This window comes from Amycolatopsis panacis, from assembly GCF_003600245.1.
Lineage (GTDB): Bacteria > Actinomycetota > Actinomycetes > Mycobacteriales > Pseudonocardiaceae > Amycolatopsis > Amycolatopsis sulphurea.
Map to the genome: position 1 here is coordinate 13,980 of NZ_QZFV01000107.1, position 16,526 is coordinate 30,505.

At 65.3% G+C, this 16,526-nt stretch carries 17 protein-coding genes and 2 pseudogenes; 7 read left to right on the top strand and 12 right to left on the bottom strand.

All coding sequences use genetic code 11. The features are described 5' to 3' along the window. From D5S19_RS22930 to D5S19_RS34240, 4 genes and pseudogenes are all read left to right on the top strand, one after another. Nucleotides 1–1,242, top strand: a complete 1,242-nt coding sequence (locus tag D5S19_RS22930; RefSeq protein ID WP_199730645.1) for an IS1380 family transposase — start codon at nt 1–3, stop codon at nt 1,240–1,242. Nucleotides 1,243–1,760: 518 nt separating this feature from the next. Then, complete coding sequence (ltrA, locus tag D5S19_RS22940) at nt 1,761–3,299, top strand: group II intron reverse transcriptase/maturase (RefSeq protein ID WP_233574098.1); 1,539 nt, start codon at nt 1,761–1,763, stop codon at nt 3,297–3,299. Between the two features lie 141 nt (nt 3,300–3,440). Next, a pseudogene (locus D5S19_RS22945) lies at nt 3,441–3,578 on the top strand (IS110 family transposase); the annotation flags it as partial. 127 nt (nt 3,579–3,705) lie between these two features. Beyond that, nucleotides 3,706–3,858 (top strand): annotated as a pseudogene (locus D5S19_RS34240) (IS66 family transposase); the annotation flags it as partial. A 32-nt stretch (nt 3,859–3,890) separates the two neighbouring features. On the opposite strand, the gene D5S19_RS34245 reads toward D5S19_RS34240, so the two are convergent. Next, nucleotides 3,891–4,082, bottom strand: a complete 192-nt coding sequence (locus D5S19_RS34245; protein WP_407641778.1) for a hypothetical protein — start codon at nt 4,080–4,082, stop codon at nt 3,891–3,893. Nucleotides 4,083–4,362: 280 nt separating this feature from the next. Here D5S19_RS34245 and D5S19_RS22960 point away from each other — a divergent pair, with 280 nt between their 5' ends. Then, nucleotides 4,363–5,097: an SDR family oxidoreductase gene (locus tag D5S19_RS22960; protein ID WP_120025473.1), complete on the top strand. Its 735-nt coding sequence runs from the start codon at nt 4,363–4,365 to the stop codon at nt 5,095–5,097. A gap of 35 nt (nt 5,098–5,132) precedes the next feature. Beyond that, nucleotides 5,133–5,939, top strand: a complete 807-nt coding sequence (locus D5S19_RS22965) for an SAM-dependent methyltransferase (RefSeq protein ID WP_158605616.1) — start codon at nt 5,133–5,135, stop codon at nt 5,937–5,939. Here the strand turns inward: D5S19_RS22965 and D5S19_RS22970 are convergent. The 11 genes from D5S19_RS22970 to D5S19_RS23020 all read right to left on the bottom strand — a co-directional run bounded on the left by D5S19_RS22970 (nt 5,893) and on the right by D5S19_RS23020 (nt 15,085). After that, entirely contained in the window at nt 5,893–6,429 is a 537-nt protein-coding gene (locus D5S19_RS22970; RefSeq protein WP_120025494.1) for an NUDIX hydrolase, read from the bottom strand. The two genes, D5S19_RS22965 and D5S19_RS22970, sit on opposite strands and share 47 nt — an antisense overlap. 1 nt (nt 6,430) lies before the next feature. Further along, nucleotides 6,431–6,772 (bottom strand): antibiotic biosynthesis monooxygenase family protein, encoded by a 342-nt coding sequence (locus D5S19_RS22975; RefSeq protein ID WP_120025475.1) that lies wholly within the window; start codon nt 6,770–6,772, stop codon nt 6,431–6,433. A 37-nt stretch (nt 6,773–6,809) separates the two neighbouring features. After that, nucleotides 6,810–7,706 carry a carbohydrate kinase family protein gene (locus D5S19_RS22980; protein ID WP_120025476.1) on the bottom strand — a complete coding sequence of 299 codons (897 nt, stop codon included), beginning with the start codon at nt 7,704–7,706 and terminating at the stop codon, nt 6,810–6,812. Beyond that, nucleotides 7,699–8,154 (bottom strand): NUDIX domain-containing protein, encoded by a 456-nt coding sequence (locus D5S19_RS22985; protein WP_120025477.1) that lies wholly within the window; start codon nt 8,152–8,154, stop codon nt 7,699–7,701. Before D5S19_RS22985 ends, D5S19_RS22980 begins: the two co-directional genes overlap by 8 nt. Before the next feature lie 117 nt (nt 8,155–8,271). Next, nucleotides 8,272–9,384, bottom strand: coding sequence for a DegT/DnrJ/EryC1/StrS family aminotransferase (locus tag D5S19_RS22990; RefSeq protein ID WP_120025478.1), 1,113 nt, complete (start codon nt 9,382–9,384; stop codon nt 8,272–8,274). A gap of 87 nt (nt 9,385–9,471) precedes the next feature. Further along, nucleotides 9,472–10,482, bottom strand: coding sequence for a dTDP-glucose 4,6-dehydratase (gene rfbB / locus D5S19_RS22995; protein ID WP_120025479.1), 1,011 nt, complete (start codon nt 10,480–10,482; stop codon nt 9,472–9,474). A 34-nt stretch (nt 10,483–10,516) separates the two neighbouring features. Then, on the bottom strand, nt 10,517–11,212 hold the full coding sequence (locus D5S19_RS23000) for an HIT family protein (RefSeq protein ID WP_120025480.1): 696 nt from the start codon (nt 11,210–11,212) through the stop codon (nt 10,517–10,519). Next, nucleotides 11,209–12,462, bottom strand: a complete 1,254-nt coding sequence (locus D5S19_RS23005; RefSeq protein WP_158605617.1) for an NAD(P)/FAD-dependent oxidoreductase — start codon at nt 12,460–12,462, stop codon at nt 11,209–11,211. Before D5S19_RS23005 ends, D5S19_RS23000 begins: the two co-directional genes overlap by 4 nt. Then, the gene (gene dcd / locus D5S19_RS23010) at nt 12,459–13,058 is read right to left on the bottom strand and encodes a dCTP deaminase (protein WP_120025482.1); all 600 of its coding nucleotides are present in this window, start codon (nt 13,056–13,058) and stop codon (nt 12,459–12,461) included. Before dcd ends, D5S19_RS23005 begins: the two co-directional genes overlap by 4 nt. After that, nucleotides 13,037–14,023 carry an NAD-dependent epimerase/dehydratase family protein gene (locus tag D5S19_RS23015; protein WP_120025483.1) on the bottom strand — a complete coding sequence of 329 codons (987 nt, stop codon included), beginning with the start codon at nt 14,021–14,023 and terminating at the stop codon, nt 13,037–13,039. Before D5S19_RS23015 ends, dcd begins: the two co-directional genes overlap by 22 nt. A 33-nt stretch (nt 14,024–14,056) precedes the next feature. Continuing rightward, entirely contained in the window at nt 14,057–15,085 is a 1,029-nt protein-coding gene (locus tag D5S19_RS23020; protein ID WP_120025484.1) for a dTDP-glucose 4,6-dehydratase, read from the bottom strand. Between the two features lie 275 nt (nt 15,086–15,360). Between D5S19_RS23020 and D5S19_RS23025 the strand changes: the two genes are divergently transcribed. Beyond that, complete coding sequence (locus D5S19_RS23025; protein WP_158605618.1) at nt 15,361–16,494, top strand: nucleotide disphospho-sugar-binding domain-containing protein; 1,134 nt, start codon at nt 15,361–15,363, stop codon at nt 16,492–16,494. Nucleotides 16,495–16,526 lie beyond the last annotated feature (32 nt).

Here is a 16,526-nt window from a genome sequence, read left to right on the forward strand (position 1 = left end):
ATGGCGGATGTGGCGTGCGCGATCGGCGACGGAGCGCGGGCAATCAGCGATTTCCGGGTGATGAGTGATCAAGGAGAGCTGTTCGGCCCGGTGGCGTCGGTGCCGACCGCGTGGCGGACGCTGGACGAGATCGCCGCGGGTGGCACCCGGACTGGGAAGGAGATCACCGCCGCGGTGAATGCCGCCCGCCGGTATGCGTGGGACCGGATCGTGGCGCGGCACGGGACACTTCCCGGGGTGCGGATCGCGGACAGAACCCTGCACGACGTGACCTGTATCCGGATCGACGCGACGGTGACGGTGGCGCATTCGGACAAGGAGGGGGCCGAGGCGAACTTCAAGGGGTTCGGGCATCACCCGTTGCAGGCGTATTGCGATAACACCGGGGGTGAGCCGCTGGCCTGGATGCTGCGGGCCGGGTCGGCGGGCAGTAACACCGCCGACGACCACACGGGCATCGTCGATGCGGCGATTACTGCGCTGCCGCAACGGTTTCGGCGGCGGTTGATGGTCACTGTGGACGGTGCAGGCGCCAGCCACGACCTCATCCAGCACCTGGATACGCTCGCGTCTCGGCGCGGGTATCAGCTGATCTACTCGGTGGGGTGGGCGCTGACCGGGCGGGAGAAGACCGCGATCCGACGGGTGCCCGAAAAGGCGTGGGTGCAAGCGATCGGGCCACGCGGCCAGCTGCGTGAGCGCCGCGCCGACGACGCCTGCGACAACGCTCGGTGCGCGCACTCGCGTTGCTGGGTCGAACAAGCCCACGTGGCCGAGCTGACCGGGCTCTTACGCCACGGTCCGGGCGGGGACCAGTTGGAGAACTGGCCGGGCACGATGCGGGTGTTCGTGCGCCGCGAACGCCTCCACCCCGGCGCGCAGCTGACGTTGTTCGAAACGGAGGACGGGTGGCGCTACACGCTGTGGGTCACCAACCGCCCCGACACTACGACCGGCTGGCTGGGGCAGCCGCAGTACCTCGATGCCGCGCACCGGGTGCACGCGCGGGTGGAGGACTGCATCCGCACCGGCAAGGACACCGGTCTGGGCCGGTTCCCCTCGCACGACTTCGCGATCAACACCGCGTGGCTGACCGCGTCCATGACCGCCGCGATCCTGCTCGCCTGGCTCAAACTCCTCGCTCTCGACGGCCATCTCGCGCGGGCCGAGCCGAAAACGTTGCGCTACCGGGTGCTGCACACCACGGCCCGCCTCGTCCGCGGCGGCCGGAACGACGCCTGAAAGTTCCCCGCACCTGGCCCTGGGCCGCGCAGATCATGAACGCGTGGCAGCGCATCACCGCCCTGCCCCAAGCCCCCTGAACAGCGCGAACCCGTCTCTGCAACCAGAAAGACCCTCGGGGGCCTGTGGAACCCCCGGCCACCCGGCCCGACTGCTGGGCCGCTGGCATGACCCCACACCGAAAAACCGCCCCACCACAGCAAAACCCCGACCCCTCACCCTCTGACCAAACCCCGTGAATGGTCAGGGTTGACGCCCCGTAAGCGTAGTACCGGCTCCAACCTGGCGGATATGGGCCGGGATGCAGTGCGCGGTCCCTGTTTTGCGAGGGGACCGATTCCGAAGCCACGTTCTTCTAATTGGTGAGGAGGCCACGTTGAAGGTCTGCGGCGTAGGCGTGGCGATGCTGCCGGGGTAGAGCTGGGTGCCTGCCTGGCCGATCGAACACCGAGTGAACGTGGGAACCGCCCCAGTCCGCCCTCACCACCGGGCAGCCAGCCCGGCGGCGGGCAAGTCCGTTGCCGACCGATGGGCTTGGGGTGGGACGGAGGTCTCGTAGTAGTCCGAGCGCGCGAGAGGCGCGTACATGGCGAAGGAGACCAGCAAGTCAGCAAGGAGGATGCTGGAATGCCGGGAGGCCACGGGTGAATACCCGCGATCCGGAATCGGTCCTGTATTGGGCCGAGCGCCGGGTACTGGAGATCCAGACCAAACTGCACCGATGGGCAACCGGCGATCCTCATCGCCGGTTCGACGATGTGTTCAACCTCGTGGCCGATCCCGCCTTCCTCTTGGTGGCGTGGGATCGGGTGCGGAGCAACAAGGGGTCGCGCACGGCTGAAGCGGACGGCACGACCGCCCGCTACATCGAAACCGCCATTGGGGTCGAGGGATTCCTCGACCAGCTGCGCTGCCAACTCAAGCAGCGCAACTTCCACCCAGTTCCGGTTCGGGAGCGGATGATTCCCAAGGCGAACGGCAAGATGCGTCGCCTGGGCATCCCGACCACGGCCGACCGGGTGGTCCAAGCGTCCCTGAAGCTGGTGCTGGAGCCGATCTTCGAGGCGGAGTTTCACCCGTGTTCTTACGGGTTCCGCCCCGGACGCCGGGCGCAGGACGCGATCGCCGAGACGTGGTTCTTGGCCAAGCACTCCTATGAGTGGGTGGTCGAGGGCGATATTGAGGCGTGCTTCGACATGATCGACCATACGGCTCTGATGGACCGGGTGCGCCGTCGTGTCGGGGACAAACGCGTGCTGGACTTGGTGAAGGCGTTCCTGAAGGCGGGCATCCTGTCTCAGGATCGGCAATTCAGGAACACCGAGACCGGCACTCCGCAGGGAGGCATTCTCTCGCCGCTGCTGGCCAACATCGCTCTGTCGATTCTGGACGAGTACTTCGCCCAGGTCGAGGGTGGTCCGGCGACTCGCGAGTGGGAGCGCCGCAAACGACGGCTGCGTGGCCAGGCCAGCTATCGGTTGATCCGGTACGCGGATGATTTCCTGGTCATGGTGTCCGGCGACCGTGAACACGCCGAGCAAGCGCGTGACGTGGTAGCGGCGGTCCTGGCACCGATGGGCCTGCGCCTGTCGGAGACCAAGACGATGATCACCCACATCGACGAGGGCCTCGATTTTCTCGGCTGGCGCATCCAGCGCCACCGCAAGCGAGGCACGAACCGGCGGCACATCTACACCTATCCGGCCAAGAAGGCTCTCAAGGCCGTCATGGCCAAGGTCAAGACGATCTGCCGGCAGAACATCAACGAACCCTTGGCGACCCTGCTGCGCCAGCTGAACCCGGTGCTGCGGGGCTGGTCCACCTACTTCCGGGCCGGGGTGTCCGCCTCGACATTCCAATACCTGTCCAAGTACGCCTGGGAACGGGCCATGGGATGGATCAGGCGCAAACACCGCAAGATCACCTGGAAACAACTCCGACGCCGCTTCTGCGGCGGTGGATGGTGGCCCGTCGACGGTCAGTCCTACCTCTTCGATCCCGGCCGGATGCGGATCATCCGCTACCGCTACCGAGGCACGAAGATCCTGACACCGTAGACCGCCACGAACTGAGGACCACCAGCCGCCCAGCCGGGACCTGTGGAGAGCCCGGTGCTCAGTAATGGGCACGCCGGGTTCGGCGGGCGGCCCGAGGAAACGGACCAGCCGAAAGACCGGCACCGCGCCTCGGGCCGACCCAACCGCGCCGAGGGCAAGAAACACAACGCCGCCCTCATATGCCTCGCCCGACGCCGCTGCGACGTCCTCTACGCCATGCTCCGCAACCACACCCACTACCGCCACCCCGAACCCACTCCCACCGCAACCGCGGCTTGACAACCACATAGGGACACCCCCGGGAACCGGCAAGACCATGTCGGCGCATGTTGTCCCGCCTCGGGTTTGATGGAGACATCGAACCCGAGGCGGGACACCCAGCAAGCCCGGCTGGAAGCAGTCCAAGACCCGCAACCTCCTGGAACGCCTACTCGGCCGGGAGGAACTGGTGCTGCGCTTCGCCCGAGACCTGTCCGTGCCCTTCACCAACAACCTCGCCGAGCGCGATCTACGGCCGACCAAGACCCAGATGAAAATCTCGGGAACCTTCCGATCCGAGGCCAGCGCCACCGCCTGGGTCCGCATCCGCGGCTACGTCTCAACCGCAGGCAAGCACGGCCACAACGCCTTCGAATCAATCCGTGCCGCTGTCACCGGAAATCCTTGGACACCAACACCTCTACCAACCAGGTGAACAGTTACCGTCTCGACAGCACGATATTCCACAGGGCCACCGTTGCGGTCGATTTCCCGAGCAATCGTCGAATGGTGCTGCCCCAGCACCTTCGCGATGAATCGAGCCGAACGATCTTTTACTCAACTCACGAGAGATGATCTCTCACTCTTCGAACCGCAATGACTCGTGCCAGCTCATGCACCATTCCTATCGATCGGCGCTACCAAGATCGTATCCTGGCGTCGCTATGATCGTTTGACCCCGCCTTCACTATTTCTCACACCGCCACGAACGTCAACACACACCTGACAGATGAACCTTGACCGCAGCACCATCCAGTTGTACTTTCGATACGGATTACGGTACCCAGCTAGGAGACATCCAAAAATGACGACACCCAAGAAATCGGCAATCGTCACCGCAGCCTCCCGCGGTATTGGCCGGGCAATCGCCCTACGACTCGGACTCAACGGCACTGCGGTCGCCGTCAACTACCATAGCAATTTGACCGCAGCCGAGCAGGTCGTAGGCGAGATCACCGCAGGCGGTGGGAGCGCGATCGCTGCGCAGGGGGACATGGGTGTCCAGGCTGACGTAGAGCGCCTGTTCGACACGGCACTCGAACGTTTCGGTGGGCTCGACATCCTGGTCACGAACGCCGCCAGCCAGGCGAACGGCAAGATTGCCGACGTGACCGACGAAACATTTGACCGCGCGGTTGAAGTCAACATCAAGGGCACGTTCCGCGCCATGCGGCTCGCGGCGAACAAGCTTAACGAGGGCGGCCGAGTGGTCAACATCTCGACCGGATGCACTCGTGCGCACTGTCCAGACACCGGCGCCTACAGCGCAACGAAGATAGCGGGCGAACTGCTGGCGGTCGCGCTGGCGAAGGAGCTAGGACACCGGCGCATCACCGTTAATTCCGTACTGCCCGGTCTCGTGGACACGGACGGAATCCTGCCTCATGTGCGTCAACAGTTCGACATGATCGCCTCCATGACGCCGCTGGGCCGGATCGGCCAGCCGGGTGACATCGCGGACATCGTTGCCTACCTGGTCAGCGAACAAGCTGGCTGGATTACCGGTCAGTCCATCGTGGCGGCAGGCGGACTGGGATGACGTGGAATACCCAGAGCTCCTTCACAGCGTTCACGGTGGCCGTTGAGCGGCAGCTGGAGAGCCAACGCAGTGACCGATTGTTCCGGGATGACCTGGCCGAGGCCTTCGTCGCCGCTGGGCCGAGTCACCTCAGCGCTTCCATCAGCGAGCACGCACCGGTCATGAGCGGATATTTGGCGTTGCGCACGCGCCACTTCGACGACTGGCTGCTAGAGAGAACGAACAGCGGCATCCCCCAGGTGGTAATCCTGGCTGCTGGCCTGGATGCGAGGGCCTATCGGCTTCCCCTGCCCGCGGACACCCGTGTTTTCGAGATCGACCTGCCGGAGGTCGTGGCCTTCAAGGAGAACGTATTGGCACAGCTGGGTACTGAACCCACCTGTGCCGTCACCATGGTCGGCGCGGACCTCCGTGAGGACTGGCCGAACACTCTGGTCAACTCCACCAGCTTCGACCGGACAGTGGCCACGGCCTGGCTCGTAGAGGGAGTGCTGCCGTACCTGTCAGACGCCGACAACGACCGGTTGCTAGATGACGTGTTCCGGCTTTCCACACCGCACAGCCACCTCGCAGCGGAGCACGTCAACTCCGCGATCACGCGTTTCGCCAAAGAGGGTCCCGGCCGTGTGGTGGCCAGTCACTGGAAGTCCGCCGTCGACGACCCGGTAGGCTGGCTTGGCCGCCACGGGTGGCTGGCCACGGTCGCCGACCAGGCGACTGTGGCTCGCGAGGTCGACCGTTCGCTGCCAGCGGTGCTCGACCAGGCCAAGACCGGCAACGCTCGCCTATGGTGGATCAGTTGTGAGCGTGGTGGCGAAGTTGGTAGTAGGCCAACGCGGTGAGGGACGGTCCGTCCGAAATCTGGCCCATTGCGACCAACCTCGGTATATCCGCCAGCGGAAGCCATTGCACCTTCGTGGACTCGATGGAGTCCGGTTCATTGACCAGGGGTCCCCCTGAGGCCACGAACATCTCAAAGCGGTGCGAGCTGATCCCGATCAACGGCGCGAAGCTCACCAATGGCTCGACCGCCTCCGGCCGGTAGCCGGTCTCCTCCACCACCTCCCGCCGCACTGCGGCTACGGGATCCTCACCGTCCTCGGCCCAGCCCGCTGGTACCTCCCAGCCCCAGGTATCGGTGATGAAACGGTGCCTCCACAACAAAAGTATGTGGTCCGACTCGGCCACGACCGCGCCGACCGAGCCCCGGGGGAAGCGGATCACGTGATGCTCGATCCGCTTCCCGTCGGGCAGCTCGACCAGGTCCAGATCCAGGTCCAGCCACGGGCTCGTGTAGATTCGATGGCTGCCATGCACGGTCCACCGCGTCATCTCACTGCCCAGCACCGGGGTGCGTGCCTTCGGCCGTGTACCTGACCCGGCACACGACGGGCTGTACCGTCGCGATCCGCCGGCATTCGGCGATATGCGGCTGGAAGTCCGGGTGGTCATGCATCACCTCGAAGTCGTTCCTGCTGCGCCACTGGGCATAGTTGATCACCTGCCGGCCGTCCTCGCTGAGATGGAAGCTCGCCGAGACGAAGCCAGGCAGATGTCGGATGATCGTCTCAGTGGCCTCGGTCAGCAGGTCGAACAGCCGGCATTGGTCAGCGGTGTCGACCGTGAACACGTTGATGAGCGTGAACAGATCCCGCTCGGTGGAGATACTGGGCATAGTGCTCCTCGTTTCGGCGTGCTTGTGGTAGGCGAGTTCAGAGGAACTGCGCGACGATCAGTGCGTCGACCGAGAGTTGATCACCGAGTCCGCGCAGACTCCTGCCAGCAAGTGGTTCCCGCTGCCAGCTGATGAGATCACCGTCGAGGGCCACTGCCTGGCCGTAGCTGCCCTGGTCGAATCGGCCCTGGACGACGCCGAGCCGGTAACGCCTGCTGGTCAGCTCGGCGAGCTGCTTCATCTGGCCCTCGACGCCCCGTGCATGGCCCGCCGGCAGGTCGACAAGTTCCAGCAGGGTGGGCAGCTCACCGACGACGCCGTCCACCACGCCGAGTAGTCCGTCCACGAGATCCAACTCGCCGACCGCCTCGCGGAACCTGTGCGGCACCAGGTCCACGACCACGCGGCTGCCTGCGTCCCGCATCGAATCACACACCAGTCGCAGCAGTTTCCGCCATTCCGCGGAGCTCTTGTTGACGGTGTGTCCCGACAACCAAGTACACGTGGGAGAACGCTGTTGCGCCACGGTCAGAAACTGGTTGACGTGCTCGGTAGAGCTGCCCTTCGGCGCGCTACTCGGGTATAGCATCAGCCGCTGCTTGTCGGCGAAGTACGTCATGGAACACGTACTCGTGGCGAATCCGGTCGGCACCTCGATCCCTTCGGAGGCAAGGCCGACCGAGGCGACGTGCGATCTGATGAACTCGCCCGCGAGGTCCTCGCCCACCGTCGATAGGATCAGCGGCCGGGTATCACTCTTGTCCATCAGCGCCTCGCTGAACAGCCAGGCAGTGCCACCGATCCGCAACTGACTGCCGCTGTCCACGTTGACGTCCCTGCCATCGGCCAACCTGGGCGCGGCGTCGACTTCGTCCACAGTGGATAGAAAGTCGACGGAGAGGTCGCCGATCACCACGCAGACACGGTCAGCCATCGCTACGCCCGCTCACCGGGCCGACCAGACTGAGCGCTTCGAGCACGGGCTGCCGCAGATCAGGAATGAGGTCGTAACCGGCGACCTCGGCCAGGTCCACCCAGGCCCAGTTGCCGATGTGGTCACTTTCGTCGTGCTGGTCGAAGCTGATCGTTCGGTCCTCGGTCAGAACGCGGCACTGCCTTGCGACCGCGACGGCTGTCGGAACGTCTGGCTTCGTGCCCAACACCCATGACCACATGGCCAGCGGTCGGCCGGGCGCGACCTCCAGGCCGACCTCCTCCCGCACCTCACGCTTGATGTGCTCGTCCAGAGTCTCGTCCGGTGCCATCCGGCCACCGGGGATCTCCCAGCGTAGCGGCTGGTGTGGGTCGTTGTCGTCCTTCTGGACGAGCAGGACCTTGTTGTCGTGGATGATGACTGCCTTTTGTGCAAACACCACGCGCATCCGTAGTTCCTCCTAGCCGGCTTTGTCTGAAGAATTCGGGTAAGGGCAGCCCGGGCACTCAGTCGCCGACAGCCCGGATCACCTTGTGCACGGAACGGAAAGCCAGTGGATGGCGGGTCAGTCATCCCGGACCGCGGCGGCCACAGCGTCGATCACCGTGCCGACCTCCCGGTCGCTCATCGAGGCCCACATGGGCAGACAGATGTGCGCGGCAGCAAACGCGTCGGCCTCGGGGAACCGCCGGCCGGCACCCAGGTGCTCGAAGACGGGCTGCCGGTGCAGTGGAACCTCATAGACCCCACCAGCTAGTCCGACTCCGCGCAGTGCCAGGGTCTGCCGGAACTGCGTACGGTGCTCCGGCTCGGCAAGCAGCGCGATCGCCTTGTGCCCACTCAGCGCGGCGCCGGCTGGTACCGTGGGGAACCGGATGCCTGGACACGGGTCCAACTCGACGCGGTACCGGTCAAGGATCTGTTCGCGCCGCCGCTGGTCGGCTCGGAACCTGCGAAGCTGCACCAAGCCGAGTACCGCGCCCACCTCCGACAGGCGCCAACTGTTCCCCTCGACCACGTGCAGTCCGTGCGCGTCCTTGCCCTGATTGCGGTACATCCGGGTCAGTCGGGTGAGTTCCGCGTCTCGGGTCACCACCGCACCGCCCTCGAAGGTCGTCACCACCTTCGTGGGGAAGAAGGAAAAGGCTGCCGCCGCACCGAACGCGCCGGCGGACACGCCGCCGAGAGTGGAGCCGTGCGCGTGCGCGGCGTCCTCGACCAAGGGGATACCCACCTTGTCCAGCAGCGAACACAGAGCGGGCAGTTCTGGGCTGACGTGGCCGCCGATGTGCACGACCGTGACGGCAGCGGTCTGCGGCGTCAGGGCCTGCTCGATCGCTGTCACCGATGGCAGTAGCCCGGCGTCGTAGAGCACCGGCCGGCCGCCGGCCGCTGTGACCGCGCGAGCGGTGGCGAAGTTGGTGTTGGCGGGCACTAGGATATCCCTGCCGTGCACTCCGATGCCCCGGAAGATCATCTCCAGCGCGACCGTGCCCGTGCTCACTGCGGTGACCTCGCGGCCAAGGACCAGGGCGCCGAACTCCTGCTCGAATCGGCGGGTCTTCGGCCCTAGCACGAACGTGCCGCCGCGCAGTACCTCCTCGAACCCGTCAACCGCCTGCCGCACCTGACCTTCGTCCAGGCAGATCCGGTATGGCGGAACAAGCTGATCGTTCATCTCCCCCCCCTGTTGCTGCCCCCGCTGGTACCGACGGCCGAAGCGGCGGGGGTGACAACCTCAAGCGGCGTCACCCCCAGGATCCGGTTACGAGCCGGCCTTCCAGTTCTCCTCGACGACGCGGGCCCGCTCACGCAACGGACGCCACCAGCCCGGGTTGGCCTCATACCAGCGAACGGTCTCCCGTACGCCCTTGTCGAACTCGTACTCCGGCTGCCAGCTCAGCTCGTCGCGGATCTTGCTCGACTCGAGCAGATAGCGGCGGTCATGGCCGGGCCGGTCGGGCACCGTCGTCTTCATCGAGGACGGCAGCCCCAGCTCCGTGAGCACTAGATCGGCGATCTGCTCGATGCTGGCCTCGGTCCCCGTCCCAACGTGGTAGGTCTCGCCGACCCGGCCCTTTGCCAGCACAGCGTCGATGGCCCGGCAGTGATCGAGGACGTGAATCCACTCTCGCCGGTTCTGGCTGGACTGGTAAAGCGGAAGTTGCTCCCCCGCAAGCGCCTTGGCTGTGAACAGCGGGAGGATCTTCTCCGGGTACTGGTAGGGCCCGTAGTTGTTGGAACAGTTGGTGATGGTCACCGGCAGCTGGAACGTCTCGAAGTAACACCGGACTGCATGGTCCCCGCCAGCCTTGCTGGCGCTGTAGGGAGTGCGGGGCCGATAGGGCGACGACTCGGTGAAACTGCCCGGGTCGTCCAGCGCCATGTCGCCGTACACCTCGCACGTAGACACGTGGTGGAAGCGCTCGACACCGACCTGTCGGCACGCTTCCAGCAACGTCTGAGTGCCGATCACATTAGTCCTGAAGAACCGGGTCGGGTCGAGTACGGCGAGACTGTTGTGCGACTCGGCCGCGAAGTTCACCACGACATCCGGGGAGTGCTCGGCTAGTACGCTTCGGACCGCGTCACCGTCGCCGATGTCAGCCTTGGCGAAATCGATTTCCGCCCGCACATCGGATAGGTTCTCTTCGTTTCCAGCATAGGACATAATGTCCAGCGCAACCACACCGTCATTCGGGTGACTGCGTCGCCAGTACCGAACAAAATTCGAGCCGATAAATCCGGCAGCGCCGGTTACGAGTAGTTTGGTCACGCGGCCATCCTAGCACTTGATCAAGGAGAATTAGTTAGTTCCAGCGAACCGCGTCCAGGGTGGCACGCACGAGCTGCGGCCGTGGATGAACCAGCCAGTCCCACTCGCTGTCGGCGTTCAGAGAACTGCTGATCGCCCGCCTGACGAACTGACAGGGCAAGTCCGTGGTTACGTCGTACACCCATGACTCGCCCTGTTGGTTCCGGTAGTAGATGTACGGTTGGCCGCGTTCCCGCTGCTCAACGAGATCCAAAAGTGAGTCGATACGGCGAGGGGTCAGCCGCTCGTCCAACTGCTCCTTGATGTCGATGTCCTCCAGGGGCAGGCAGTGCAGATGCGCGTGGTCCGTGCATGCTCCGCCCGTCGCGCTCTCGCTCATCGCACCGTGCTCGAACATGATCGGAGAGCCAAGGCTGGACAGCTGCTGGCACAACGTCTTCGCCACCTTCTCGGCCCGCTCCAGCAGGGGCAGCGGAAGCTGGGCAAAGGACAGGTAGTGCTCGCGGGTGAGCACCATGGAATGACCTTTCGTCATCGGACCGATCGACGGGACCACCACCAACTCGTCGTCCTGCCAGATCAGCCGGTCCTCGCGGTCGGCGCCCAACACGGTACCGGCCGGACTACCCGGATGCCGAGCGCCGTGCTTGAACTCGACACAGAACGTGCAGTCCTTGTCGTACGCCGAGGCGGCGCAGGAATCAAACACTTCAGAATTGTCGACAGTCATCTAAGGTACCCCCGTTGAGGCGATACAAGAAATTCGGATTTCTCAGAGCCGATTACGAAGTTCATAGGCCGAGCAGCGGCCCGACGGGAGACAGTCAGATTTCCAATCAGTTCACCGGGACGGCGAACTCGACCACCCGAACTGGTTGTTGAAGTCCCGAGGGTGTCGAGCATTGCGGATGCCCCCACGGAAGCTGTGGTGAACTTTCCCGCATAAAACGCGTACAGCCCCGCCTCGACCCTGTCGACGCGGAAGCTCCGACTTTCTTCGGCACCGTCCTGCTGGCCGTCGATGATTAGCTTCTCGCAATTGTAGATCCCGATCGGGCTTTCTTCGTTCTCGCGCAGGTGATCGGCGAGCCCGGGCAGTTGGCGTACGCAGAGGTCCACCACCTCCTGCGCGAGCTCAACGGTGACCGGGCGCGGCGATCCAGAATGCCGCACGTTGTCGAACGGCACGCAGATGGTCACGCCGCCGACACGTCCCGCGTGCCAGACCGGGACGACGGTCGGTGCCGCGTCGAACAGCGGTAGGACCGGCGCATCCAGGCCCAGTCCCGGAACCACCACAACGCGTGTGGTCGTCGACGCGTAGAGCAGATGCCGTGTCCCGGGCCGCCACCGCTTCAGGTACGTCGGTAACCCGGTACCGAGGGCGAGCACGACCTGGTCCGCCCGCACCTCGCAGTCGCCCTCACGCAGGCACCACTGGCGACCGTCCCGCCGGAGTTCCGGCTGCCCCGAATTCGCAACCACGACCGCCCCTGCCTGCCTGGCCTGGAACGCGAGCCGGTCGAGCAGCAACGAATTGTCCACGGCACGGTCCGGCGTGTGCAACACCGGGAAAGCGTCGCCCCGCCGGAACAGCCTGGACGCGTTCACCGCCGGCGCAGACGCCAACTGGTGGCTGATCCCGACACGCCGCAGCCGTGCCGTGACCAGGTCCAGGTGCTCGGCATCGCGCAGCACGCACTCCCCGCGCGGTCCGGCGATCAGTTCTGGTGTGCTGCGAGCCAACTGGTCAATGTCGGCGCCGCCACGCACACAGTGCTCGGCGAGTGTCCACGCTTCGTTGGCGGCATAGAACGATCCACTGTGGATCCACCCCTGATTCCTGGTGGAGGAGTGGCTACCGAGTAGACCGGCGGTGAGCAGTGCAACGCGCAGCTTCGTCCGCGCGGCCAACGCGGCCAACCAGAGCGCGGCGACCCCGCCGCCCACGATCGCGACATCGACATCTCGGACGATCACGAACGCGCTCCGGCACTCGTGGCGTTTCCAGGGCCGAACTCGGCCCAGTACCGGCTGGCGGTCGGCTGCACCGCCGCGGTGTAGCCGGTCGGCAGCCGGTGGTACGACTTGGTCGGTTCCGTCTCCAGCCGAGCTAATTGCAGGTGGCACACGGGCATGTGCTCGTGCAGCACGATCGGCCTGGGATGGTGGTTCACCAACTCCAGAGTGATCGCAGTGGGCGCACCGAATCCGAAGCCAGGGCTGATCAGGTCGGAGGTGACGTGCACGACGAGCCCGAGGCGTGCCAGGTGGGACATCCCGGTGATCCGGCCGAAATACTTGGAGGGCAAAGAAACCAGCTCGCGAGTGGCGCCGAGCAGGAATTCACCTGGCGCCAGTTCCACCCGGTCCGCCAGGAAGAGCGGATCAAATTCACTGTCCACATCGGATCGCAGGAACGGATCGATCGGTCCGCCTTCCCCGTTGCTGCGCATGAATCTGCCGGACAGGGTCAGCAGGTGGCTGGCAGGACGGGACAGCTCGGCGTGGAACGGATCGATGACGATCTCGCCGCCGCGCACCGCCGCCGCGATCAGTTCGTCGGTGAGCACCATGTCGCCTCCATCCAATTGGCCCTGCGCGTGCTCGGATCGCCCACCTGCGCCGAGCCGGCACGAATGTGCGTGGCCAGTTCTGTGACACCGGCATGCAGGCCCGGGCCCAACTCCATGCCGGTGATCTCGTTGAGCCGCCGGTAAGACAGGCCGTGGCTCATCCGGTCCGGTACGCCGTAGTACCCGATCTCTGGCTCGACACCGGCGATCCGGCCCAACAGACCCGGCAGGGCACCGACCGCGAACTCGTCACCGGCGGAACCGACGTTGATCACGTTGCCGGCGACCCGCTCCGCGGGCAGCTCCAGCAGACGAAGGTGCACGCGGACCAGATCCCGCACCCAGACGAAGGGCCGGCGTTGGCGGCCGTCGCCCATGACCTGACAGCAGCCTCGGGTAAGCAGATCGGCGGTCATCGCGTTGATCGCCAGGTCGTAGCGCATACTCGGCGACCAGCCGTAGACCGTCGCTTGCCGTAGCACAATCGGTGTGAACGAGGCGGAAGCCAGTCTGAGGACGCCCTGCTCCGCCGCATGGTTGGCCTTGGCGTAGATGCTCGCCACGGCCACCTCATCATCCTCCCCGTAGGGTTGTGCACGCGCTCCGTACACATTGGATGAGGACGGCAGTAGATAGCGGCGCACACCGGACCGTCTGGCGAGGTCGGCCAGTCTGCGGCGGCCGACGTCGTTGATCTCCCAGGTGAGCTCCGGTAGCAGGTCAGCCGCGCCCTCCGTGCTGATCGCCGCCAGATCGAACAGTTCGTCCACTCCGGACAGTTCGGAGCCGGCCAGGTCGCGGATGTCCTTATGTAGGAACTCGACGCCGGTGTCCGCCCCGCCAGGTGGTGGCTGCGCGTACAGCAGACGGTCGACCACGACCACGTGCCGGCCGGTGTTCACCAGAGCTGCGACGAGTATCCGGCCGATGTAGCCGGCACCGCCGGTCACCATCGTCACAGTCATTCCCAGTTTCCTCTCTGCCGCCGTCCCGCCGGACTACGATGCTTTCGCGCCGACCTTCTTGGGGTCGTAAATCGCACGACGCGATTCACGGAGCTGCTCGCTCTCCTTCACCGGGCGCCACCAGGATTCGTTTTCCCGGTACCAGCGGACGGTCTCGAAAATCGTGTCCTCGAAGGAGTTCCTGGGACGCCAGCCCAACGCGCGCAAACGAGTAGTGTCGAGGTGATAGCGGTGGTCGTGAGCCGGCCGCTCGCCGATGAACTGCAACAGGTCCTGTCCTTCGAGCCCCAGTTCCCGCAGCACTGTCTCGCCGAGCTGCACGAGACTGCGCTCGTTACCGCCGGCGATGTTGTACGCCGCGCCGACCTCGCCCTCGCACAGCACCAGATGATTGGCCGAATTGAGGTCGTCGACGAAGGTCCAGTCCCGGACGGCGACGCCGCTGCCGTACAGCGGGAGCTGCTCACCGTCCAGCGCGTTGGTCACGAACAGCGGCACCGCGTTCTCGATGTGCTGCTGCGGCCCCACGGCGTTGGCGCCCCGGGTGAACAGCACCGGGACGCCGAAACTGTGCTGGTAGGCGCGTGCCAGCATCTCCGCCGCCGCCTTGCACCCCGCATAGGGGTTCCTGGGTCGCAGGGCGTCGAGCTCGTCCGCTGCGTCGGTCAGCCGAGGACCGTAGACCTCGGGGGTGCTGATCTGCAGGAACCGGGTCACCCCAGAGTCACGGGCGGCACGCAACAGCACATCGACGCCGGCCACGTTCGACTGCAGGAAGGGCCGGTGGTCGAGCACCGACCGGTCGACGAAGGACTCGGCCGCGAAGTTGACGACGTGGTCCACCTTCGCCATCAGCTCGCGGACTAGCTCCTCGTCGCACACGCTGCCATGGACGAACTCGAACCGATCGGACGCATCGGCGCTGGTCAGGTTGTCCCGCCGGCCCCGGTAGTTGAGCACGTCGAGACCGATCATGGCGGCGTCGGCGTCGTTCTCGAGCACGTACCTGACGTAGTTGCTGCCGATGAACCCGGCACAACCGGTGACAAGGATCGTTTTCACTCGTACACATCTCCCTCAGTCATCTTCGGGCGAGGACGTGCTGCATCTCAGCGAATTCTTTAAGGACCTGGCTACGCCCCTCGGAATCAATAGCAACACGCCATCCACGAATCCCCGGTGAGTGACGCTTGAGCGACACTTGACATATGCGTGACATGAGAATTCCGTGCAACTATGGAGGCGAACACGATCGCCCCGACTCATCACGCCGGAGCTCAACGGCGTGGGTTCGCGCGTGAACCAATCGCATTTTCACCGACATGGAGGTATCCCACATGCGGGTTCTCTTCCTCACCTCATCGGCCGTTGGCCACGTGTTCCCCTTCATCCCCACCGCATGGGCGCTGCGCAGCGCTGGCCACGAAGTGCTGTTCGGCGGCATCGGCGACGCCGTGGACGCCGTGGCACGGGCTGGTCTGCACGCAGTGGATCTCGCCCCGGATGCGAACGTGGGCGCGGTGGTCGGCGCGTACACCGCGCAGAGCGGACTGGACTGGAACTCCGCGCAGATGGCGGACCGAGAGTTCATCGTCGACTACGCCGCAGAACTATTCGCGAAGATCTCCGACATCGGAGTCGACGGCGGCGTGCGGCTGGCCGAGACCTGGCGGCCGGACCTGGTGGTGCACGGTCACTTGCAGGGAGTCGGTCCGCTGGTCGGGCAGAAGGTCAGCGTGCCGGCCGTAGAGCACGGAATCGACTTCGGCAGCCAACCGTTGCTGACCGAGCGGCTGCACCAGTACATGGCCGACTCCTACCAGCGGCACGGCCTCACCGGCCCGCTACGGCGGGACGCGGTGATCAACGTGGCACCTCCGAGCATCGCGTTCGACAGCTCCTTCGGCTGGTTCGTGCGGTACGTGCCGTACAACACGGGCGGTTCCATGCCGGAGTGGCTGCTGGCCAAGCCCGAACGGCCGCTGGTCGGGGTCACCCTCGGTACGACCGTGCCGCAACTGAGCGGTGTCGGCGGATTGCGCGGGCTTGTCGAGGCTGCCGCGGAGGTCGACGCTGACTTCGTGCTGGCACTGGGCAAGGCCGACCCAGCCGAACTGGGCGCGCTGCCGGACAACGTCCGGGCAGCGGGTTGGGTTCCGTTAAACGCACTGCTCGCCAACTGTGCCGCGCTGGTACACCACGCCGGCTCCGGCGCCACCATGGGTGCGCTGACCGCAGGCGTCCCGCAGCTGGTGCTGCCGCACGGCCTCAACCAGTTCTACAACGCCTCGGTCGTCGCCGAGCGCGGGGTCGGTCTGGCGCCAGAGGTGTCCAGTCTGGACAGTGCGGTGATCCAGGAGCTGGTGAGCAGCACTGAACTCCGGAAGGCGGCAAGCGAGGTGCGCGCCGAGATCGCCGCGCTGCCCTCCCCGGCTGCGATGGTCGATCGGCTCGTGGCACTGGCAGGTTGATCGTTCACCGGGTGCGGCGCAGGCCAGTGATC

Bases quoted from the DNA above. Each gene is read 5' to 3' on its own strand.
- D5S19_RS22930 (WP_199730645.1), top strand. From the start codon at position 1: ATGGCGGATGTGGCGTGCGCGATCGGCGACGGAGCGCGGGCAATCAGC.
- D5S19_RS22960 (WP_120025473.1), top strand. From the start codon at position 4,363: ATGACGACACCCAAGAAATCGGCAATCGTCACCGCAGCCTCCCGCGGT.
- D5S19_RS22970 (WP_120025494.1), bottom strand. From the start codon at position 6,429: ATGACGCGGTGGACCGTGCATGGCAGCCATCGAATCTACACGAGCCCG.
- D5S19_RS22975 (WP_120025475.1), bottom strand. From the start codon at position 6,772: ATGCCCAGTATCTCCACCGAGCGGGATCTGTTCACGCTCATCAACGTG.
- D5S19_RS22980 (WP_120025476.1), bottom strand. From the start codon at position 7,706: ATGGCTGACCGTGTCTGCGTGGTGATCGGCGACCTCTCCGTCGACTTT.
- D5S19_RS22985 (WP_120025477.1), bottom strand. From the start codon at position 8,154: ATGCGCGTGGTGTTTGCACAAAAGGCAGTCATCATCCACGACAACAAG.
- D5S19_RS22990 (WP_120025478.1), bottom strand. From the start codon at position 9,384: ATGAACGATCAGCTTGTTCCGCCATACCGGATCTGCCTGGACGAAGGT.
- D5S19_RS23000 (WP_120025480.1), bottom strand. From the start codon at position 11,212: ATGACTGTCGACAATTCTGAAGTGTTTGATTCCTGCGCCGCCTCGGCG.
- dcd (WP_120025482.1), bottom strand. From the start codon at position 13,058: ATGGTGCTCACCGACGAACTGATCGCGGCGGCGGTGCGCGGCGGCGAG.
- D5S19_RS23015 (WP_120025483.1), bottom strand. From the start codon at position 14,023: ATGACTGTGACGATGGTGACCGGCGGTGCCGGCTACATCGGCCGGATA.
- D5S19_RS23025 (WP_158605618.1), top strand. From the start codon at position 15,361: ATGCGGGTTCTCTTCCTCACCTCATCGGCCGTTGGCCACGTGTTCCCC.